Source organism: Dyadobacter sp., assembly GCF_039919315.1.
In the GTDB taxonomy this organism is placed as follows: Bacteria; Bacteroidota; Bacteroidia; order Cytophagales; family Spirosomataceae; genus Dyadobacter.
The window spans coordinates 63816-86375 of record NZ_JBDSFX010000033.1 but is presented as its reverse complement, the minus strand read 5'-3'; the positions used below and the strand labels follow the sequence as shown (position 1 = coordinate 86375).

Annotated in this window: 20 protein-coding genes; 9 read left to right on the top strand and 11 right to left on the bottom strand. The window is 45.8% G+C overall.

Going from position 1 to position 22560, the window contains the following annotated elements:
- Nucleotides 1–79: 79 nt before the first annotated feature.
- Complete coding sequence (nadE, locus tag ABIO93_RS09560) at nt 80–2140, bottom strand: NAD(+) synthase (RefSeq protein ID WP_348066914.1); 2061 nt, start codon at nt 2138–2140, stop codon at nt 80–82.
- 108 nt (nt 2141–2248) lie between these two features.
- Between nadE and ABIO93_RS09555 the strand changes: the two genes are divergently transcribed.
- Nucleotides 2249–3484, top strand: a complete 1236-nt coding sequence (locus tag ABIO93_RS09555; protein ID WP_348066912.1) for an FtsX-like permease family protein — start codon at nt 2249–2251, stop codon at nt 3482–3484.
- A 15-nt stretch (nt 3485–3499) separates the two neighbouring features.
- On the opposite strand, the gene ABIO93_RS09550 is transcribed toward ABIO93_RS09555, so the two are convergent.
- From ABIO93_RS09550 to ABIO93_RS09535, 4 genes are all read right to left on the bottom strand, one after another.
- Nucleotides 3500–3967 carry an RES family NAD+ phosphorylase gene (locus tag ABIO93_RS09550; protein WP_348066911.1) on the bottom strand — a complete coding sequence of 156 codons (468 nt, stop codon included), beginning with the start codon at nt 3965–3967 and terminating at the stop codon, nt 3500–3502.
- Nucleotides 3964–4398 (bottom strand): antitoxin Xre-like helix-turn-helix domain-containing protein, encoded by a 435-nt coding sequence (locus tag ABIO93_RS09545; RefSeq protein WP_348066910.1) that lies wholly within the window; start codon nt 4396–4398, stop codon nt 3964–3966. Before ABIO93_RS09545 ends, ABIO93_RS09550 begins: the two co-directional genes overlap by 4 nt.
- Nucleotides 4399–4463: 65 nt before the next feature.
- Nucleotides 4464–5624 (bottom strand): methionine aminotransferase, encoded by a 1161-nt coding sequence (locus ABIO93_RS09540; RefSeq protein ID WP_348066909.1) that lies wholly within the window; start codon nt 5622–5624, stop codon nt 4464–4466.
- Between the two features lie 112 nt (nt 5625–5736).
- Complete coding sequence (locus ABIO93_RS09535) at nt 5737–6354, bottom strand: redoxin domain-containing protein (RefSeq protein WP_348066907.1); 618 nt, start codon at nt 6352–6354, stop codon at nt 5737–5739.
- A gap of 157 nt (nt 6355–6511) precedes the next feature.
- Between ABIO93_RS09535 and ABIO93_RS09530 the strand changes: the two genes are divergently transcribed.
- Nucleotides 6512–8656, top strand: a complete 2145-nt coding sequence (locus ABIO93_RS09530; protein WP_348066905.1) for a TIM-barrel domain-containing protein — start codon at nt 6512–6514, stop codon at nt 8654–8656.
- Between the two features lies 1 nt (nt 8657).
- Here the strand turns inward: ABIO93_RS09530 and ABIO93_RS09525 are convergent, their stop codons facing one another.
- Together ABIO93_RS09525 and ABIO93_RS09520 are read right to left on the bottom strand one after the other, a co-directional pair.
- Entirely contained in the window at nt 8658–9134 is a 477-nt protein-coding gene (locus ABIO93_RS09525) for an NUDIX hydrolase (RefSeq protein WP_348066903.1), read from the bottom strand.
- Between the two features lie 9 nt (nt 9135–9143).
- On the bottom strand, nt 9144–10193 hold the full coding sequence (locus ABIO93_RS09520; protein ID WP_348066901.1) for a LacI family DNA-binding transcriptional regulator: 1050 nt from the start codon (nt 10191–10193) through the stop codon (nt 9144–9146).
- Between the two features lie 273 nt (nt 10194–10466).
- On the opposite strand from ABIO93_RS09520, the gene ABIO93_RS09515 reads away from it, so the two are divergent.
- The 7 genes from ABIO93_RS09515 (at nt 10467) to ABIO93_RS09485 (ending at nt 17791) form a co-directional block, all read left to right on the top strand.
- Nucleotides 10467–11237, top strand: coding sequence for an SDR family oxidoreductase (locus ABIO93_RS09515; protein WP_348066899.1), 771 nt, complete (start codon nt 10467–10469; stop codon nt 11235–11237).
- 22 nt (nt 11238–11259) lie between these two features.
- The gene (kduI, locus tag ABIO93_RS09510; RefSeq protein ID WP_348066897.1) at nt 11260–12090 is read left to right on the top strand and encodes a 5-dehydro-4-deoxy-D-glucuronate isomerase; all 831 of its coding nucleotides are present in this window, start codon (nt 11260–11262) and stop codon (nt 12088–12090) included.
- A gap of 6 nt (nt 12091–12096) precedes the next feature.
- Complete coding sequence (locus ABIO93_RS09505; RefSeq protein ID WP_348066895.1) at nt 12097–12444, top strand: cupin domain-containing protein; 348 nt, start codon at nt 12097–12099, stop codon at nt 12442–12444.
- Between the two features lie 126 nt (nt 12445–12570).
- Nucleotides 12571–14406 (top strand): glycoside hydrolase family 88 protein, encoded by a 1836-nt coding sequence (locus tag ABIO93_RS09500; RefSeq protein ID WP_348067032.1) that lies wholly within the window; start codon nt 12571–12573, stop codon nt 14404–14406.
- Between the two features lie 12 nt (nt 14407–14418).
- Nucleotides 14419–15948: a tagaturonate reductase gene (locus ABIO93_RS09495; RefSeq protein ID WP_348066893.1), complete on the top strand. Its 1530-nt coding sequence runs from the start codon at nt 14419–14421 to the stop codon at nt 15946–15948.
- A 34-nt stretch (nt 15949–15982) separates the two neighbouring features.
- Nucleotides 15983–17263 (top strand): MFS transporter, encoded by a 1281-nt coding sequence (locus ABIO93_RS09490; protein WP_348066891.1) that lies wholly within the window; start codon nt 15983–15985, stop codon nt 17261–17263.
- Between the two features lie 93 nt (nt 17264–17356).
- The gene (locus ABIO93_RS09485; protein WP_348066889.1) at nt 17357–17791 is read left to right on the top strand and encodes a nuclear transport factor 2 family protein; all 435 of its coding nucleotides are present in this window, start codon (nt 17357–17359) and stop codon (nt 17789–17791) included.
- A gap of 57 nt (nt 17792–17848) precedes the next feature.
- Here the strand turns inward: ABIO93_RS09485 and ABIO93_RS09480 are convergent, their stop codons facing one another.
- The 4 genes from ABIO93_RS09480 to ABIO93_RS09465 form a co-directional block, all read right to left on the bottom strand.
- Nucleotides 17849–18883 (bottom strand): PDDEXK nuclease domain-containing protein, encoded by a 1035-nt coding sequence (locus ABIO93_RS09480; RefSeq protein WP_348066887.1) that lies wholly within the window; start codon nt 18881–18883, stop codon nt 17849–17851.
- 92 nt (nt 18884–18975) lie between these two features.
- Nucleotides 18976–19530, bottom strand: coding sequence for a hypothetical protein (locus ABIO93_RS09475; protein WP_348066885.1), 555 nt, complete (start codon nt 19528–19530; stop codon nt 18976–18978).
- A 210-nt stretch (nt 19531–19740) separates the two neighbouring features.
- On the bottom strand, nt 19741–20955 hold the full coding sequence (locus tag ABIO93_RS09470) for an ATPase (protein WP_348066883.1): 1215 nt from the start codon (nt 20953–20955) through the stop codon (nt 19741–19743).
- Nucleotides 20956–21106: 151 nt separating this feature from the next.
- Entirely contained in the window at nt 21107–22558 is a 1452-nt protein-coding gene (locus ABIO93_RS09465) for a leucyl aminopeptidase family protein (protein WP_348066881.1), read from the bottom strand.
- Between the last annotated feature and the right edge of the window lie 2 nt (nt 22559–22560).

The following is a 22560-nucleotide window of genomic DNA, read 5'->3' as shown; positions in this document are numbered from 1 at the left end:
CCATAATGCTTGACTATTTTGGTTAGCAAGTAAATTTACAAAATTGAATACCAACATATTACTCGATAAAAGGATTTTATTAAAACCCAATCCGCTTCCTGCCATTCTGAATCGCAGCGCCGCCTACATACTCTTTCAGCTCGGCCAGTTCTTTCTCAAAGCCACCTGAAAGTATCGGGAAACGGCACCAGGACCTTGGGTCGAGATTGTGATCATCGAGATGAAAAGATGGAGCATACCGCTCTCTTTTCCATTGATTGCGGCTCCAAAGTTTAAAGAAACGCTCCGTCCAGCCGAGCAACTGTTCAGTACTGTAAAGACCTTTGTAACGAACATACAAATTCCGGTAAGAATCCAATGGCGACTTTTTATCGCGGATAGCAAGCTTTTCCAGGTCATTCAAAAACTCGTAAGGCATCAGATCGGCCTCATCGGTTTGCGTTTGTGACAGCGGACGTAATTCCGCAGTAGGCTGCAAACCGTTTACTTTTTTAAGCCCTTCAATTTTAATGTGCTTCCCTTTCACTTCACACCCTACCGTTTCAAGCCAGCGAAGCCACTGCCGGAGGTAATGCTTATCAATCCCAGCCAAAGGGCTAATGCTGCCAGAAGTATCCCCGTCCATCGTTGCATACCCTACTGCCGCTTCCGAGCGATTGGATGTAGCTAGAAGCAAGTGATTGGATAAATTAGTAAGTAGCCAAACTCCCGGGGCACGCACCCTCGCCTGAATATTTTGCAATGCAATGTCGTCCTGCTCCCAGCTCAATTTCCGGCCTATCTGCCCTTCTATCAATCCTTTGTAAGTTTCGACAAGGCCATTGATATTGATATTATAAAACGTAGAACCAATCGATTCCGCCAGCGACTGTGCAGATTCAAGTGTATCAGTCGAACTGTTTTCTGTACCCTGGTAAATGTTGTGAATCAACGACCGCGCAAGGTCTTCCTCTGTTTTCGCAGATTGAATTTCCTTAATATATGATAGCTTTTCTTTCAAACGCTTCATGCCAATGCTCTCATCCGCCAGCCTGATCATTAAACCACACAATGCAGTACAAGCACAAGAATCGGCGCCGCCGGAAAGTGAAATGGTAAATCCATTAGAGCGGCTTTTTCGCAGATAATCAAACAACGCCAGACATACTGCTCTCGCAAATTCCTCTTCCTTCAATGCACCACCTTTCTCAAATGGCTCAATTTCAGGAACCTGCGGCAATACGGGCTCTAACTCTGGAAAGTCAAACCGTGCCGGAATGCGCCAGGTCCTTTCCTTCGTAGGCATTGCAATTTTACTTTGCACCTGACTCAGTCGGGTAATTTCTGTGTCGATCACCGCGGTAGTAATCACAAAATTTTCATAGCTGAACCGGGGGCTCGACGCTAGCAATTCACCATTGGAAGCAATCATCGCGTCACCGTCGTAAATCGCACGACCGGCTTCATTACCTAGTAAATTAGTATAGATATAACTGCAAGAAAATGCCCTGGAAGCATCAACAACTAGTTTTTCACGGGTCAAAAATTTATTAAATGCAAAATGGCTTGCGCTGGGATTCAGGATAATGTCCACTCCCCGCTCATAGTGTCTGCGGGCAGGGCGGTTGGAAACCCAGCCATCTTCACAGATCTCAAAAGCAATTTTCACTCCATGTGATCCGCCCTGAATAGGCCCGCTTGCAACATCAAAAACGATATCACCGATCGGGTAGAACATTTGGTTTACCTCAATGCTTTCCACCACGCCTGGCTGCCAAGGACGGAACCAGCGTGCTTCGTAGTGTATGCCGTTATTGGCCAGGTTCTGTTTGCAGTAAAAACCCGCGATCTGCTTATTAGAAATCAGGCAGGCTGCATTGTAAATGCTACCATTATGCCGAACCGGCAACCCCACGGCGACAATGATCCCAGCTGTCTCTTGCACAATTTCAAGCAAACATTTCTGGGCTTGCTCCACCATATCCGGTGCAAAAAAGTAATCCTCACAACCATATCCGGTGATGCACAGCTCCGGCAGACAAAGCAGGCTTACCTGATGCTTTTTGGCCTCCTCAATAGCGTGAATGATATTTCTGGTATTGGCTTCCCAGGACATGGGCGTCTGATTTACTACCCCGGAAGCTGCTTTGATCAATGGCATGGAAACTGATTTGATGGATATACCGGCAACTTAATAAAATTTGCCTTTTCGTACGGGCAAAGTTTTTCTCTATTTTTGTCAACATAAAAATTAACCAACAGATTCCTCTTGCAATTCCCCTCATTCATCGCCAAACGGATACGCCATAACGAAGCCGGCTCCTTCTCAGCCACAGTTTCCAGGATAGGTGTCGCCAGTATCGCGGTAGGGGTAGCGGTCGGAATTATTGCATTTGCCGTATTGCTGGGTTTTAAGCAAACCATTCAGGAAAAAATCTTCCTGTTCGGGGCGCACATTAATGTCAGCGCGTTTTCACAGGGAAATACGTATGAAGAGGGCCCGCTCGCGCTTCATAATCCAGTGTCGGAAGCATTACCTAATATGCCGGAGATCAAACGCTGGCAAGCAGTGGCACACAAATCAGGTATTTTGAAAACGCCCGATGAGATTAAAGGTGTGGTCATGAAAGGCGTGGGCAAGGATTATGACTGGGATAGTTTCAAAAAGAATTTAATATCAGGAAAACTGATCGGTCACACCGATTCTACTTCCATCAAATACGGCTACTCATCGGAAATTCTGATCAGTGAAAGAATTGCGTCGCAACTCCGGCTTAAAACGGGTGATGACGTAATCATGTATTCGCTGCAAAACCCTCCACGACCCCGAAAATTGAAGATTAGCGGCATTTATGATACCCAAATGGAGGAGTTCGACAATAACCTCATCATTGGAGATATTGCACTCGTTCAACGGCTCAATGGGTGGGGCAAGGATTCCGTAGGCACTTATGAGATCTATCTCAAAGATTTTCAGAAACTGGATGCTGTCGCGGGTGATTTAAGAAGAGTGCTTCCCCCGGCTGTATACTTGCAAAAAGTGACCAGCACATTCCCACAGATCTTCGACTGGCTGATACTCCTTGATCGTAACACCGCTGTATTTCTGACGCTCATTCTCTTCGTAGCATGTTTCAATATGATCTCGATCCTGCTGGTCATGATCATGGAAAGGACACCATTGATAGGTCTTTTGAAAACATTGGGAAGTCCTAACAAACAAATCCGAATGGTATTTCTGAGGGTAGGACTGTATATGGTCAGGCAGGGACTGATGATCGGTAATATAAGCGGATTAGCTATTTGCTGGCTGCAGTACCAGTTCAAACTCATTCCGCTCGACCCGGTCAATTACTACATGGATACCGTCCCCATTGTTTTCGACTGGCCCATTTTTGTAATGGTCAACATTGTTACTGCGATTATTTCCGGTCTAATACTATTGATTCCAACCCTCATTATCACCAAGATCCAACCCATCAGAGCCTTACTTTTCAAGAAGTAGTTGATTGATCTTGAATTAGGAAAGCAACTTACTGAGCAAACGAAAATCTGTAACAAAATCCACCGGCGCCAGAAACTTCACTTGCTTGAACGCCGTCGACGCCGGGTTCAATATTACATTTCTCTCGGAAGGAATAATGGCAGAAGGTACTGTAAAAGCTACCATAGACAAGTCAGCAAGGATTTGTTCCCCAAGCCATTGTGAATAGGTAATGTCATCAGCCCACGATTTTTTCAAAAGCTTTTCATCCGTATTAAAAATCAGGTCAGGATCATCCGGAATCTCAATGCGTAGCAATGCAATGCGTTCCATATTTTCCTTATGATTGGCGTGGACAAATTTTTCCAGGAGTGCCAATGAAATGTGCTCGCTGGCATAAATGCAGCCATGCCCCACCGGGTTCCATCGTCCGCCAAACAGCTTTGCGCCTGTTCCCGTAAAATCATTGATGTATTGCTTTGCCGCCAGCCGGTACACGATCATATGTAAACCCCGTGTTCGATGCGCCCCAGCTCATTGCAGATCAGCTTTACTCCCCAGAAAGATTTCAGAGTAGAAAAATCCTGCACCTGCCCCAGCACAACCCTGGGTGTGCGCAGCCATTCTTCCAAAGCTTTGCTCGTTGCAAAAACCAGAAGTCCCAGCTCGGCCATATTAGCCAACTGATGAAGATGCTCGGCGTACAGACCTTCAAATGGTTTATTTTCTTTGAGGTACCGCTGCAAAGTCCTGTCACTGATGTGCAGGATCTCCGCCCACTCTACCTGGGTAAACGGTAATTTTTGAGATAGCTCATGAAACTGGCTGACCTGGAAAAGATCAATACGTTTCAGGGCCATATACATTACTTCCGGCTCAGCCGCAATTCGTAGAGGATTGCTTTGCTCTGGCATTTTATACTGTATATTTTTCATCTTCACCCGAATTTTGTCACACTAAGGTACGACTTTTTTCGTGTTTAAAAAAATCCCAATCATTTTTACCAGCCTGCTCTGTGTAATGCCTCAGCTGCCCGCAAAAGTGTTTCATCATGCTTAGCAAAACAGAATCGCAGGGTCTTATAATCCGTAATTTCGTTATAAAAAGAAGATACCGGAATCGAAGCTACGCCTGCTTCAACGGTTAACCTTTCAGCCAGTACCTGATCTTTTTCGTCTGATAAATTTTCATAAGACACATTCTGGAAGAAACTCCCCTCAGAAGGTTTCATCACAAATCCAATGTCCTTGATCGCATCCAGAAAAAGATCCCTTTTACGCTCATAAAAAGTCGAAAGTTCGAGGTAATGTGCCGGCTCAGCCAGGTACTCGGCCACAGCAAACTGAAATGGTGTAACTACGCTAAACACCAAAAACTGATGTATTTTCCTGAATTCCACCGTCAGCTCGGCCGGAGCGAGACAGTAACCCAGCTTCCAGCCAGTGGTGTGAAAAGTCTTCCCGAAGGACCCGCACAAGAACGTACGTTCCGCAAGTGATGGAATGGACGCAGCTGAAATGTGCGAGCGGCCGTCAAACACAATATGCTCGTAGACCTCATCGCTGATCACCCACAGATCATGTTCCTCTGCAATCTGTGAAAGTTGCTGCAAATCTGAGAGTTCCCACACTTTACCAGTCGGATTATGAGGAGTATTGATGATAATAGCCCTGGTTTGCGGACTTATTTTCGAACGAACATCCTCCCAGTCAATGGATTCGTATTGCGGATCAAGCGTTACAAATACCGGCACACCCCCATTCAGTTCAATGGCAGGCACATAGCTGTCGTATGCAGGTTCAAAAACGATTACCTCGTCGCCCCGATTTACTACTGTACTGATCGCCACATACAATGCCTCCGTAGCGCCGCTGGTAACAGTTACATCCGTTTCCGGATGATATTCCCGGGACCCCAGTGCATAAACTTTCTGCGAAATCGCCTCCCGAAGCACCATTACCCCAGCCATCGGCGCATACTGGTTTTTGCCCTGTCTGATGTATTGATCAACCAGTTTTTGCAAATCGGGCGAACAATCAAACTCCGGAAAACCTTGTGCGAGATTAATGGCCTGATGCTCCTCCGCGAGCCTCGACATTCTGGTAAAAATAGTAGTTCCAACCCGTGGAAGTTTGGACTGGATCTTGGCCTTCAAAACCATATCAGATCAATAATTTAAATTCATGGTTCAACAAAAAACCCACATCGGGCAGGCTCTGTCAAATATAATGGATGACAGCCTGGCTGATGCGGGCTAGTACTAATAAACAATGCTATTTCTTACTTTTCCATTCGTAAATCTCCCTTAAAACCGATTTCACGTCCGGCGTATTATCGAAATTTTCATCCAAAAATGAGTACGCTACCCTGCGGTCCTTACCAATTACAAAAAGCGAAGGAGTGAAAACCTCCTCTGAAATACCCGCAATCCGGTCCCAGATCGGCGATGTTTCGGAATACACCCCATATGAACGTGCCACATTGTAATTTTTATCGTGGTAAATAGGCAATTCCGTTTCCAGTTTCTTTGATATCCGCTCAATCTCCTTCTGCGTTTCATTGGTCAATATCAATAGCTGCCCGCCAAAAGCTTCCACTTTAGGTGCTAGTTTCTGGATCATCGCCAAATGTTTCGGTGCGTAACTTCCCCAGCAATTACAATAGAAACTCAACACAAGCGGCTTAAACTGAACCAGATCAAGGATCGACCTTGAATCATTGGCTAACGAGAAACCTGTCAACGAAGTAACAGGAAATCCTTCTTCATTTTTAAGATAAAAGAGCGGGGCAAGATCACCATTTTTCAATGGCTCTACCGGCTCTTCGGTCACGCGGTGTTTTATCTGAAGGGTAGCAACATTACCCAGTTCATCTTCAATTTCGTAATACATAATTGTCAGGGGCTGTGTATTAATTGAGCTTCTGATTTCAAAGTTATTATTAATCTATATATCCTACAAATTTAATAGACTTATTTTTTGTAAAATATTTTAGTATAAAATCTCAATACACACTTATAGATTTAATCAAAGCCCAAGCCTGAACTCCATGCATACCATTCGCCCACTGCTGCTAACCTTGTTTTTGAGTATCATTACGCCCTGCCTTTTTGCACAAACCATTCAATGGCAGGAGATATATCCCGGCGTTTGGAAGGGCCTGGTAGGCAAGCCTGACGACTATGACTTACTAAAAGCAGCTGATACGAGCCCGTCCCCTACCTTGAAGACGCTTGCAAAGGAAGATTTTCCTTTGAACAAAGCCGACATTACTGTCCAGTTTAATCACGGTAAAACCTACTTGCGTTTACCGCTACAAGCCAATGAGCAACTTTTTGGTTTTGGCTTAAATTTTCAAACCGTACATCAGCGTGGTAAAATATTGCAGCTACATGCCGACCATTACGGCAAATCCGACAATGGCCGCACTCACGCGCCGGTACCTTTTTATGTGTCTTCGTTAGGCTATGGCGTGTTTGTCAACTCAGCTAAGTACATTGACGTTTACGCTGGATCCAATGTTCGCAAAGACAGTAAGAACCCGCCCAAGGTCATGGACCGCAATACGGACAAAAACTGGGACGCCCACCCCTATTCCGATGCAGTAGAAATGTTGATTCCCGCGGAAGGGATAGAAATCTACGTCTTTGCAGGGCCTAAGCCACTGAATGCCATTCAACGTTTCAATCTACTGAGCGGTGGCGGATGTTTGCCACCACGCTGGGGCCTGGGTTTTACGCAGCGGGTACATCGTCTGTACACTTCCGAGCAGGTTAAGCAGGAAGCGAAGGCGTTCGAAGAAAAAGGTTTTCCGCTGGATTTTATCGGCCTCGAACCTGGCTGGCAAAGCAAATCTTATCCCTGCACATTCGAATGGGACAAATCCCGTTTCCCTAATCCAGCCGGTTTTGTAAAAGAAATGGATGCAATGGGCGTCAAAATCAATCTCTGGACGAATCCTTACGTTTCACCAGATGCCAGTATATATTCCAAAATACAACCCTATACCGGTTCGCATACCGTTTGGAACGGCCTGGTACCAGATCTTTCCATGCCCGAAGCAAGAAAAATACTCTTTGACCAGTTTGAAAAAGACCACGTTAAGATTGGTATCGGCGGTTATAAGATTGATGAAGTAGACGGTTTCGATTCCTACCTATGGCCCGATGTCGCTACTTTTCCTTCGGGACATACTTCCGAGCAAATCCGTCAGACTTACGGATTACTGGTTCAGAAACACAGTTACGAAATGTTTCGAAGAAATAATTCCCGCACATACGGGCTCGTTCGCGCTTCCAATGCCGGAGGTGCCTCATTTCCATATGTGATTTATAATGACAATTACAGTCACGAAGATTTCATCACCGCATTGATCAATAGCGGCTATGCCGGTGTACTGTGGACTCCCGAGGTACGCGCTTCCAAAACAGCCGAGGAATGGCTGAGACGTTTCCAGACCGTTTGTTTTTCGCCTATGGCCATGATCAATGCGTGGTCGAGCAGCATGCAGCCGTGGACATTCCCCGAAGTTGCGCCGCAAATCAAGGCGATAGCGGAGCTGCGCATGCAAATGATGCCCTACTGGTACTCCGAATTCGCCAAGTATCATTATGAAGGTACACCGCCATTCCGTGGAATGAGCCTGGAAGAGGGTTTTGGAAACTCGGTCAAAAAGGAAATTACGAGTGTCAATCACCAGGAAAACCCTTACGAAGAAGCAGTTACGAAGGAAGTAAAAGACCAGTATATGGCTGGCGAATATTTACTGGTAGCCCCACTCTTCACGGGGCAAACTTCCCGAAAAGTAGTGCTTCCAAAAGGCAAATGGTACGATTTCTACACCGGAAAACTGGCAGGTGACGGCGAAGTGATCACGGTTTCGCCCGGCCTGGATATCATTCCTGTTTTTGTAAAGGACGGCGGTATTGTACCCATGATGCCTCCTATGCTCCACGCCCCCAAAGCCGGACAGAAAGTCAATCTGGAAATTCGACATTACGGCGAAAGCAATGGAAGTTACAAGCTGTACGATGATGACGGTACCACTTTTGACTACGAAAAAGGAAACTTTACCTGGCGACAAATCAAGGTAGAGCGTCAGAAAAATGGGCAGTTGCAGGGGAGCATTTCAAAAGAAGAAACCGGAATGCCTAACAGCGTCGGAACCGTTACATGGCGTTATATGACCAAATAGCTTAGAATGCGTCGAGATCCAGGAAGTTCGATGCAAAATGCTTTGTTTCCAATGGGTTTCTGGCCAATTCTTCGGCCAGGAATTCAGGGTATATCGAAACGGTAGTAAGTTCATTGACGTCAATCCACTTAAAAAGTAGCTCTTCCTGGCCTTCCGTACCCAGAAAATCGTCCTGGTTTGTTAAATCAGGAATAGTCATTTTGAAATAAAACCCGATCTCGTGATGCTTTTTGTTGTTATAGCGAAAGAAATTTTCGGAGACCCAGAGCATTTCACGGACCTGTACATTCATCCCCGTCTCCTCCTCCATTTCCCTGATCAATGTATCTTTTGAAAACTCAAACAGCTCCGCGCGACCACCCGGCAGGCTCCAAAAGTTATCCGAAGGCGTTTTATGCAAAAGTACCTTCCCGTTCACGATAGCGACACCCGCAACCCGGTAGTTGAACAAGGCATCATCAATAGGCAGACTTATCATGCGCTAATTTTAAATTGCTTCTTGTTGTTCAACAGGTTTACCGCCAGATGATTCCCTGATAATCAATGAAGTTTTCAATGATCTGATCTCGTAGTCCCCGGTTTTCTGCGGGTGTTCGATCAGTCGGATCAGTAATTCCACAGCCTGTTGGCCCATTTCCATAGCAGGTTGAACAACCGCGGTCAATGGCGGGTTAAACAATTCGGCCACACTAATATTCGTAAAACCTACGATCGCAATTTCGTCAGGAATCTTGATTTTACTCTTTTGTAAAACCGACATGCAGCCGGTGGTAAGCCGATCGCTGGCCGTGAAAATCGCGTCGGGAGGCTCCGGCATCGCGAGCATTTCATGTACGGCAGCCTCATTTTCACTCACTACCTTGCCGCCATGATGGCAATATTTGACATACGATTCTTCAAAAGGAATACCATAATCCTCCAAAGCCTGCTTGTAGCCAGCCAGCCGTTCCGTCGTGATCGACAGGTAAATGGGACTCGTTAAATGGGCAATGCGCTTCCTACCCGATAGAATGAGGTGCTTCGTGGCTTCGTAGCTGCCTGCAAAATTATCCGCTACTACCTTATGTGTTTCAATTTCCTTAGGTACCCGGTCCAAAAAAACAATGGGGAGACCTTTTTCCATCAACTCCTGAAAATGCCTCAGATTAGTAGTCAGGCTGGAAAGCGATATCAGCAAACCGTCAACTTTGCGGGACACCAGATAATTGGTGTTGGCGACCTCACGTTCGTAAGATTCGTGGCTTTGAAAAATCACGACGTGATAACCAAGATTATAGGCAATGGACTCAATCCCGTTGATAAGCTGCGAGAAAAAGTGATTGGCAATTTCAGGAATTATAACCCCAATAGACTTGCTTTTGCTGTCTTTTAAACTCAGTGCGATGGGATTCGGCCGGTAATTCATTCGCTCGGCATACTCCATCACCAGTTTTTTGGTCTCCGGATTAATTTCGTAGCTATTGCGCAAAGCCCTCGAAACCGTCGATGTCGACAGGTTCAGTACTTTGGCAATATCTTTTATGGTAATTGTTTCCAAGAAAAATGGGTTTATTCCAATTTAATGTTTGATTAAATATACTTTTTTCAAACCTAAGTCAATGCATTAAATGCAGAAGAATTTCGAAAGCGAGACAACATTTTTTCTGCTTTGTCTCAACTGATAACGTTCCCGATAACGATTGCACAAAAAAAGACAATTCATTATTTGATATTTCTAATTATTCAATCTAAACTCGTTTGGCGAATACGCCCTTTTAGAGCGACGCTAAAAACATCGGATACCCCGAAAAAGACAAATTAGAAACCCCTAATGAATATTGTTAATTTATTTGACCTCAAAGGTAAAAAAGCGCTCATAACGGGGTGTAATCGCGGAATAGGAAAAGCAATGGCGGAAGCACTGGCAGAAGCCGGCGCCGATATCATTGGCGTATCGTCTTCCCTCAGCCTCAATGATAGTGAAATTCACCAGTCCATTAACCAAACAGGCCGTAATTTTTATCCTTACCAGGTCGATCTTGGAAACAGGGAGAGCCTTTATGCATTCATTGAAAAGGTAAAAAGCGAGCATTCACAAATTGATATCCTGATCAACAATGCCGGAATCATTCTGAGGCAGCCCGCCGCAGAACATTCCGATGCATACTGGGACCAGGTTTTGAGTATCAATCTGGACGCTCCGTATATCCTTTCCCGGGAATTGGGAAAAGAAATGGTGGCCCGCGGTTATGGCAAGATCATCTTCACAGCTTCCCTGCTCACTTTCCAGGGTGGCATCAATGTCCCCGGATATACTGCTTCCAAAAGTGCTATCGGCGGGCTGATCAAAGCACTGGCGAATGAATGGGCGGGCAAAGGCGTGAATGTCAACGGAATCGCGCCGGGCTACATTAACACCGACAACACAGAAGCATTAAGAAACGACCCTGTCAGAAGCAGATCCATTCTCGACCGCATTCCTGCGGGCAGGTGGGGTATGCCGGAAGACTTCAAGGGACCAGCCTTATTTCTGGCATCCGACGCATCCAGCTACATAAATGGCACCATACTGACCGTCGATGGCGGCTGGATGGGAAGATAATATTTCAAACAACCCACCAACCATGCAAATCAGATTTGAAAGTAGTCGCAAAGAAGTATCCCAAATGAATACTGAGGCTTTGCGCGAGAATTTTTTAGTACCGGATATTTTCGAGAACGATAAGATCAATTTTGTTTATACACATTACGACCGCGTGATGATCGGCGGGGCTATCCCAGCTACGACATCGCTTACACTGCAAACCTACGACGCTTTAAAAGCAAAGTATTTCCTGGAAAGACGTGAGATAGGGATCATTAACATTGGCGGGGACGGAAGAGTAACAGCGGACGGCGAAGTCTTCGAAATCAGCAAACTAGGTTGCGTTTATGTGGGAAAAGGAACACAGGAAGTGACATTATCAAGCAATGATCCTGCCAATCCTGCCGTATTTTATTTGCTATCCTCGCCTGCACACCATTCGTATCCTGCGCGGGCATTCACCAAAGAAGACGCGACACCAGTTACCATCGGTAGCGTGGAAACTTCCAATCATCGGACCATTTACAAATACATTCACCTGGACGCAATCCAGAGTTCGCAGCTTGTGATGGGGCTCACGGTATTGCAAACAGGAAGCGTATGGAACACCATGCCCTCGCATGTTCACGACCGAAGAATGGAAGCATACTGCTATTTCGATGTGCCCGCAAACCAGCGGATTTTGCATTTAATGGGAGAACCTTCCGAAACAAGGCATTTGTGGGTAGCTGACAGACAGGCGATTATCTCACCACCCTGGTCGGTGCATTCTGGCTGCGGAACGTCCAACTATTCATTTATATGGGGCATGGCCGGAGAAAATAAAGATTACACGGATATGGACGCGGTTGCCATCGCGGATCTCAAATAAATTAAAATGGAAAGCATAAAAGGAAAACAGTTTATTTCAGATTCAGACATTCCCTGGGAGGATTTGGGTGGCGGGTTGAAAAGAAAAATCATGGCTTACGATGATAACCTGATGATGGTCAAGGTAGCTTTTGAAAAGGGCGGAATTGGTGCATTACACAGCCATTTTCATACGCAAATGAGCTATGTCGAAAGTGGTGAGTTTGAGATAACCATATCGGGTCAAAAAGGTAAACTTAAAAAAGGGGACGCCTACTACATTCCGCCAGATGCTATCCACGGTGCATTATGCCTCGAACCGGGTACGCTGGTTGATATTTTCAATCCAATGCGGGAAGATTTTGTGAATAAGTGATCAACCAAAGCTACTGTCAACATATTGATGTATAAACTTTTACAACGATTTCCGGCCTTACTTTTCCTCGCAGCTATAACAGCTGGTTTTACTGCATTTGCGCAGGAAGTCCCGCTTTCCCGTCAAATGGCCGATACCTTTATTGCCAGACACAAGGATTCGATTCTGGTTGGAAAAAACACCATTACCCGGTGGGATTACGAGCAGGGACTAATGCTCAAAGCCATTGAAAAAGTATGGTACCGCACTGGTGAAGGGAAATATTTCGAATATATCCGCAAAGACATTGATCAATATGTGCGGGCCGACGGCAGTATCCGGACCTACAAATTCGACGAATTCAACATTGACAACATTCCTCCCGGCAGGGCACTGTTAACATTATACCAGCAGTCTCAGCCGGATAAGGAAAAGTACAAAAAGGCCGCTGACCTGCTTTGGAAGCAATTGGAACAACAACCACGGACCAAGGAAGGTGGTTATTGGCATAAAAAAAGATATCCTAACCAAATGTGGCTCGACGGTCTGTTTATGGGTGAGCCGTTTTCCGCGGAATACAGTTTGTTATTCAACCATCCCGATCATTTTGAAGACATTGCAAAGCAGTTTGCATTGATTGAAAAATACGCAGTTGACGAAAAAACAGGACTGGTATATCATGCTTACGATGAAAGCCGTGAGCAAAAATGGGCAGATCCCAAGACCGGCAGATCGCCGAATTTCTGGTCCAGGGCGATTGGCTGGTACGCCGTTGCATTGGTGGATGTACTGGACTACTTCCCCAAAGATCATCCAAAACGTGCCGATCTGATCCAATATCTGCAAAGACTCGCACCGGTTTTGGCCAAATACCAGGACAAAGAATCTGGCGTATGGTACCAGATGATCGATCAGGGAACGCGGCAAGGCAATTACTTTGAAGCATCAGCCTCATGTATGTTCGTGTACGCGCTCGCCAAAGGTTCGCGGCTTGGGTACATTCCCGAATCCTTTGCTGAAAATGCAAAAAAAGGGTATCAGGGCATTCTCAAAAATTTCGTAGAAAAAGAAGCCGATGGCTTGCTAAGCCTGAACAAAACGGTGAGCGTAGGCGGCTTGGGCGGAACCCCGTACCGCGACGGCAGCTATGAATATTATCTTAGCGAACCGATCCGAAAAAATGATTTGAAAGGTGTTGGCCCATTCATTTTTGCCAGCGTGGAAATGGAAATCGCGAATGAAACTGCGGTTGGAAAAAATAAGACTGTCGGGCTGGATTATCATTTCAATCAGGAGTCCAGAAAAGGCGCGACAGGTGAAAATGAGCGATTTCACTATACCTGGGAAGATCGGCAGCATTCGGGTTTCTGGCTATGGGGCAACACAATCCGTGAGCTGGGGGCCAAAACAGTTTCTGTCCCCGCTCCTACCGCAGCCAGTTTGAAAGGCATCGACGTTTACATCATCGTTGACCCGGATACCAAAAAAGAAACGGCTAACCCCAACTTTATCGGTTCGAATGACATCGCCGCCATTGAAAAGTGGGTGAAAGCCGGCGGTGTGCTGGTACTGATGGCCAATGATACTTCGAATTGTGAAATCCCGCATTTTAATCAGCTGGCAAAGGTTTTCGGCATTCAGTTCAGCAACAAAAACCGGAATATGGTTCAGGGGACGCAGTTTGAACAAGGAAAATTATTGATACCTGCAGATAACAAATCGATTTTTAAAACCGCCAATAAAATCTATATCAAAGAATTGTCGCCGCTGATCCTGACTCCTCCTGCTAAGTCTGTATTAACTGACGAAGGTGACGTCATTTTGGGTGTTTCCAAATATGGAAAAGGGCTGGTATTCGCTGTGGGGGATCCATGGCTGTACAATGAATATGTTGATGGCCGGAGGATTGATACAAGCTTTGAAAACTTTGAAGCAGGGAAAGATCTGGCCGGTTGGCTACTGAAACAGGTTGTTAAAAAGTAAAATCATAACGTTATGGGCAATCTTTTTCGAGAAAATCTTCGTCAATTAAGGAGCCAGTCGTCGGTTATTGTTCCGGACGATACCATTTTTCATTTACCCGAAAAAGTCCTGCAATTCGGAACCGGGGCTTTCCTGCGCGGACTTGCTGATTATTTCATAGATAAAGCCAACAGACAGGGTGTTTTCAATGGCAGGATCGTGGTCGTGAAGTCAACCGACGATGGCGACCTGAAAGCTTTTGAGCGGCAGGATAATTTGTACACAATCTGTACCCGTGGCATTGAAAACGGCGTAAGTAAGGAAGAAAACATTATTTCCTCGGCTATCAGCAGGGTTTTATCGGCCAAGACCCAATGGTCGCTTGTGCTGGATCTAGCTAAAAATTCCGCTGTCAGCATCGTCATTTCCAATACGACGGAAATCGGCATTCAGCTTGTGCAGGACGATATATATCAATGGCCTCCCGTTTCATTTCCTGGTAAATTGCTGGCTTTTCTCTATGCCAGATACGTAGCTTTTGGAGGTAATCCAGAATTTGGTGTGGTGATCATTCCCACCGAACTGATCACTGATAATGGTAAGAAGCTGGAATCGATCGTGCTGGAACTCGCCCACAGAAATGGCCTGGAAGCTGCATTTATCGATTGGCTGGAACAAAGTAACTTTTTCTGCAATTCACTGGTGGACCGCATCGTGCCCGGTAAGCCTGAAGAAGCCGTTCTCAAAGACCTGGAAGCAGAACTGGGATACCGCGACGAACTGCTCATTACCGCCGAACATTACCATTTATGGGCCATTGAAGGCGACGAGACTATCCGCAAAAAGTTGCCTTTTTATGGTGTAGATGCCGGTTTAATCATTGAACCTGACATTGAGTTATACCGGGAATTGAAATTACGTCTGCTCAATGGAGCACATACCCTTGGTGGTGGGCTGGCACATTTGTGCGGATTTAAAACCGTTGTTGAAGCGATGGGAAATCCGTTCTTTTCAACCTATCTGGCCAATTTAATGGAAACCGAAATCGCACCGGCCATTCCCTACCCGGTCGATCCTGAAGTTGCCCTGAATTTCAGCCGTCAGGTGATTGAGCGTTTTCAAAACCCTTACATTCAGCACAAATGGCTGAACATTACCCAGAATTATTCTGCCAAGATCCTTTCCAGGGTCATGCCAACGTTCGTGAACTACGAAAAGGTTCGCGAAACCGTGCCCGACTATATGGCTTTCGGATTTGCTGCTTACATCTATTACATGAAGGCAGTTCGGAAGGATGGTGATAATTACTATGGGCTGGCTCATGGTGCGCATTATCTGATCCAGGATCAAAAGGCGGCATATTTTTATCAAAAATGGCAGGTCCCAACATTGCCGGAAACGGTAAAAGCGATTCTAAAAGATCAATCCATATGGGGAAAAGATCTGGCCAAAGCAGAGGTACTTTCACAAAATATCGTCTCATATCTTGAATCCATTAAGCAGCATGGCGCAATGGAAACACTCAAATCATTTCTGGAAAAAGTGGAGTACGCCGGAGCATAGCAGTTTCAATTATACATAACCCTTAAAACCTTACATGGAAAACAAAATGAGCGGATACCGCTGGCGTATTGTGGCCTTGCTGTTCTGTGCGACAACCATCAATTACCTCGACCGCCAGGTGCTGGGTTTGTTAAAACCTTCCCTGGAAGCAGATTTTGGGTGGACGGAATCCGATTTCAGCCACATTGTGATGGCATTTCAGGCAGCCTATGCCATTTCGCTCATTGGTTTTGGGGCTATTATTGATAAGATCGGGACTAAGTTAGGTTATGTGATTTCGGTTGTCGTGTGGAGTATCGCGGCGATGCTGCACGCCCTGGCAAGTGGTACCATCAGTTTTGGTTTAATGCGGGCACTATTGGGGTTAGGCGAGGCTGGTAATTTCCCGGTAGCGATCAAAGCCACGGCCGAATGGTTCCCTAAAAAAGAGCGGGCATTGGCGACAGGTATTTTCAATTCCGGTGCGAACATTGGTGCCGTGGTAGCACCGATTATGGTTCCCTGGATATTGGGTTCGTATGGCTGGCAGGAAGCATTCCTGATCACCGGTGCATTAGGTTTTATTTGGTTGATATTCTGGTTCAGATATTATGAAGTTCCCGCTAAACAAGCGCGCGTCAATCAGGCTGAGTTCGATTACATTCACAGTGATAATGAGCCAGATACCAGCAAAGAATCTCCCGTCAAATGGCTCGATCTATTCAAAGTGAGACAAACCTGGGCATTTGTATTCGGAAAAATGCTTACCGACCCGATCTGGTGGTTTTTCCTCTACTGGCTTCCATCCTATTTCGCAGAAGCCTTCAAACTCGATCTTTCGAAACCCAGTCCCGAGCTGGTCATCGTCTACACTGCTACCACGATCGGAAGTATCGGTGGCGGCTATCTTTCAGGCTATTTTATTAAAAAAGGCTGGCCTATTTTTCGGGCAAGGAAAACCTCGATGCTCATTTTTGCATTTCTCGTAACACCCATCATGCTCGCCCAGTACACGACCAATATCTGGCAGGCAGTTATCCTGATCAGTCTGGCGGCGGCAGCGCACCAGGCGTGGAGCGCAAACATCTTTACCACAGCCTCCGATATGTTTCCAAAAAAGGCTGTCAGCTCAGTCGTGGGCATTGGCGGCATGGCGGGATCAGTAGGAGGCATCTTTTTCCCGCTTTTGGTAGGGATTATCCTCGACAATTACAAAGCAGCGGGTAACATTGGTGCCGGTTACAACATCATTTTCATCATTTGCGGATTTGCCTACCTCATTGCCTGGGGTGTCATGCATTTCTTCGCGCCAAAAATGGAGAGGGTTGATATTTAGGCTTTCGGCGATCTAGCTGTCGGCATAGGGCCTGCAATGATGTTTTAAACGTGACCGCCGACCATTGACGAAAAAATCTTAACTTAAAAAAACATGAAAAAGACATTCTTGCTAGCCGCGTTTCTTTTACTGGGAAATGTTCTGGCTTTTGCACAAAGCGCCGATGAAAAGGCAGTAGCAGCCACGGTGGAAAAACTTCGCGTCGCGATCATTGATGCCAATGAAGCGGAGCTTTTAAAACTGACCGCACCGACATTGTCTTATGGGCATTCCAATGGTCTTTTGGAAGATCAAAAAGAATTTATCCGTGCCCTCACCAGCGGAGAGTCCAAGTTCACAAAGATCGATCTGAGCGAACAGACCATATCCGTTTCGGGTGACGTAGCAATGGTACGCCACAAACTAATGGGCGATACGCACAACAAAGGCAAAGACCCCGCTGCTGTAAGACTTGGCGTTTTCATTGTCATGCAAAAAGTAAAAGGAAACTGGGTAATGCTAGGCCGACAAGCATTCAAGTTGCTGTAAATGTGACTTTTAAAACAGAAACGGCCCGCTATTTAGTAAGTAGCGGGTCGTTTCTGTTTACGGAACCTGGCGTTCCAATTTAAGGCGTGCTATCTCCACCGCCTTATGAAGTTTCTCCTGTAAATCTTTCTGTGAAGGTAATGCGGTCAGATAGTCCGCCACCCTGATATTACTTTTATCCAGCTGCATCAACTCAATGTGTTCCTGACTTTTCCCAGTGCAAAGTATCAGGCCAATCGGAGGGTTTTCTCCTTCAATTCGTTCGTATTTTTCCAAAAACCGAAGATACAATTCCATTTGACCTTTAAATCCAGCTTCAAATTCTCCTATTTTTAGGTCTACCACCACAAGACACTTCAATCGACGGTGATAAAAAAGCAGATCAATGTAGTAATCGCGGTTATCGATTGTGACGCGCTTTTGCCGAGCCATAAAGGCAAAGTCGGTGCCCATTTCGGTAATGAATCGCTGCAACTCCACGATAATGGAAGTTTCGAGATCTTTCTCTGAGTACATATCCTTCAATCCCAAAAAATCGAGGAAGTAGGGATCCCGAAAAACTAAATCTGGATTGAGCTTTTGCTCAGTTTTTAGTAGAGCAAGGTCATTAACAATGGTTTCCTCAGGCTTCTTACTAATCGCAGTTCGCTCATACAGCATTGACTTGATTCGGTCACGAAAAGTCTTCACACTCCAACTTTCATGAACACACATTTGAATGTAAAAATCCCTTTTTAAGGGATCCTCCATAGGAATGACTGCAAGAATATGAGTCCAACTCAATTGTCGTATCAGCGATACGACAATCTTCTCCTCAGGAAAGGAGGTAGCAAACTGCACCATTCTTCTTAGATTCGTCTCAGAAAAAGAGGCACCGTACTGGACTTCTAGCTGCAGCGACAACGTACCAACAATCTGCTTTCCATATTCCGCACGCTTATCTTGTAATACTTCAATGTTAATTGCTTTTCCTATCTGCCAATATAGCAGACTCATACTGGCATTAACCGAAACGGCGATTTGCAATTTACTTTCTTCAATCAGTCTTTTTACCGAGACGAACAATTGTAGGCCTTGAACTTCTTCATTCATATTTCTCCGAATTACAGTAAAGAATTTCTTCTTTTGACGTGCATTCAGGGAAAAGGTCACATATGTGTTAAAAAAAATAGCATTCAAAAAAATCACTTCTCATCATACACCTTCAACGCTCCCTTATAAAAGCCCTTGATGTGTTTGCCGCTGTTTTCGACGCAATCGAAGGTGATTGAATACTCTGTATTGATCTTTTTGACCGAGATAGTACCGGCTATCATTTCATGCAAATCAGCGTCCCAATCTGTGAAGTCATTGTCAAAAGTAGCGTAGGAATAAAAGAAGCTTTTTGCTTTAAATGGGCCCTGGGAGAAGTCAAATGTATATTCTCCTTCACCAAGCTGATTGGAAGAGGCTCCGAAAAGCTGAAAAAAGATGCCATGCCCGCGGCCATAAATTGAATCGATCTTTCCAGCCGTTTCCCTGACTGTTACACCGGAAGATGAAAGGAATAATTCCTGGCCATTCCCTTCATTGGGTGGAAAAGTACCATAGTCGACCATAATGGCTTTTGACAACTCAAATTCTTTGCCATCATAGGTCATACTGGGCTTAGGAACCACTTCGTCATCCTTCTTATCACAGCTTGTCGTAGCCGCTCCACATAGCAAGACAAAGAAAACGGATTTGATAAAATTGCGCATAAGTACCTGATAGTTAAGAGACAAAGGGGGTGATTAAATTTAAAAATTCACAAAAAAAGCATTCAGGTTGTACTACAAATGTGCTTACAACCTGAATGCTCCAAGGCAATGTTATGAAAATATGCTATTCTTTAATCAAATCCGTTGAGTCTGTCTTATCTGGCAAAATACTAAGGTAACAAAAAGATTATAAGTTGGTTACGTTTGATTTTAATGCGAAGGCCTGTCCGGTGCCGGTGCCGATGCATGGTAATCTTTCTGAATAATAGCGGCGTACTTGTCCAGTAGTTCAATCACCTTTTCGCGCGACTTGGAGCGCACCACCAGGCCTACATGATAAGGCTCGTCCATCTGCCAATCGATTTCAGGATCATTAAAAACTGACAGATCGGGCCACTCCTGACGTGCTAGCGAAATGATAATCCCCGAAAAATCCTTCCGCACAGGAGGTAGCTTGTAATTTTCTCCCTTCGCCTCAGCCGTTTCCATCTTTGCCCATTCTTTCCAAAGATTAATACCCGAAGAAGCTTCTACCATTTCCGAAAGATTCGCCCCGCCTACGCGAGAAGATGTTTCGAGAAAATAGTACTTGCCATCATCATAGCAGCGGATAACCTCCGTGTGAGAAGCACTGTGTTTCAGCCCGAAAGCCTTTAAAAGATCCACAGCCAGCGTTTGCAAAGCGTGCTCCTCCGAGGAATCGAAAGGAACAGTTACCGACCGGAAAATTCCCCCTCCATGCGCCACGTCAAACGGTGGTGCGAGATATTTACTGTTCCAGGAGAAGATCACCCGGCCATTATACGAAATTGAGTCAACGTGATAAACATCCCCGGGCTTGAACTGCTCAACCAGATAAGCATGCCGCTTATCCCCCAGCTCGTGAATGGTTTTCCATAATTCCTCCGCGTCATGCATTTTTTTAATGCCGGTCGCAGAAGCTTCCGAGCGTGGTTTGATCATCCACGGGCCCGGATATTTTTCAATAAACTGATTAATGTCCTCATCATTGAACAGCGAAGAAAACCCTGGGACCAGAATGCCCGACTCAGCTGCTTTGGTACGCATAGCCAGCTTGTCGCGGAAGTACCGGCCAGTAGTCTGTCCCATGCCCGGAATCCTGAAATATTCACGGATATGAGCCGCTTTTTCCACGTCAAAATCATCCAGCGCCACCACGCGGTCAATAGACCTGCTTCGCATAACGTATGCAAGCCCATTGATAATCTCGTTCATATTGTAGGTCCCGTCCTCTCCTTCCTGCACATAAAAAAACTCATCCACCGCTTCCCTGGCCCACGGTTTGTCTTCCAGTTTTTTTGCCGTAATCAAAAAGACCTTATTACCGGCCTCTTTGCAGGCTTTCAGAAAATCATTTCCCTTGAAATATGTCGATATGCACAGAAAAGTGAGCGTTTGGGCCATAAAAATCAAATTAGTGGAAAGTAGGTATTACAAACCGCTGAATACTGCGTGCTTACATTCTCAAATCTAGCAAAAAGAACCAATTTTGCAAGAAGTGCCGGTGTTAAATCTTCCCGCCAAAAATTCACTTTTTCTTCCCGATTAACACTGATTACCCTTGTCCTGCTGTCGTCAGGTAAGCAAGTAGTAAGCGAATGCCATACGCCGTTCCTGCGCGTCCAGGCGCAAATTCCGTATCTCCAAACGCAGTTCCCGCTATGTCCAGATGCGCCCACGCCTGATGTTCGCCCGTGAAAGCTTCGAGAAATTTGGCAGCTACAATGGCCCCTGCCAGTGGTTTTCCATGATAATTTTTAACGTCGGCAATGTCGGACGAAATTTCTTCTTTGTATTCATCCCATACCGGTAACCTCCACACGCGTTCGCCCGTCACGTCACCAGCCGAAGATAGCGCATTTGCCAGTTCATCATTAGGTGTAAACAGGCCAGCCGCTTCATAACCCAGAGTTTGGATCACACTGCCCGTTAATGTCGCCAGATCAATGATCACGTCCGGCTGAAATTCCTTCACCGCGTAGCTCAGCCCGTCGGCCAGGATCAGCCTGCCTTCCGCGTCCGTATCAATCACTTCAATGGTTTTTCCTGAATAGGAGCCGATCACATCACCCGGCTTCATCGACGAGCCGTCAACACAATTTTCGGTGGAAGGAATAATACCGATCAGCCTCACGGGCAATTTCAGCTGTGCGGCCAGTTCTACCGTGCCCAATACCGCAGCCGCGCCGCCCATATCACTTTTCATCAGATGCATATTGGCAGCAGTTTTAATCGAAATCCCACCGGTATCGAATGTCACACCCTTTCCTACCAATGCAATGGTCTTTTGATAGTGCTCAGGCGTGTATTCTGTCACGATCATCACGGGTGGCTCGTCGCTGCCTTTGCTCACGGCCAGCAGGGCGTTCATGCCGAGTTCCTGTAATTCCTCTTTTTCAAAAACCGTCACCCTATATCCATTCGCTGCACCGGAATGCTTCGCCCATTGCCCCAGGCTAGTTGGCGTTTTGTAGTTACCGGGAGCGTTCATGAGATCCATGATCCGAAGCTGCACCAATGCCGTTTTTTGCGCAGTTGCAATGCTGTTTGTAATGGTATCCGAGTCTGACGTATCCACGCCGGACGTATCCACGCCGGACGTATCCACGCGGGACGTATCCACGCCGGTTAAAACCCATAATTTACCTTCCTCAAAAAATGTACTGAACGGCTTCGGCTCTGTTTTATAAAGTTGCAGGTTATAACCTCCCAGAATAATCCCGTTGATCGCATTACCTGCCCATTCCGCCTCCCTGCCTCTTGCATCCAGTATAATTTCGTCCGGCCAGCGGTCTTTTCGTTTGAAAAACAACGAGCGAAAAATCTTAATGATAGTGGGAAGCTTGGGTGATTTCCCGAGGCCCAGCCACAGTTCTTTGGAAGAGTACCACCACAATTCCCCTTTCTCCGCTTTGAACATAGTCTGATTTTCCGGCTCAGAACCTTGTTCAAATGATCGTATGATCAAAATGTCTTCGTCCGCTTCTTGTCGTTGTAAAATCTGCATTG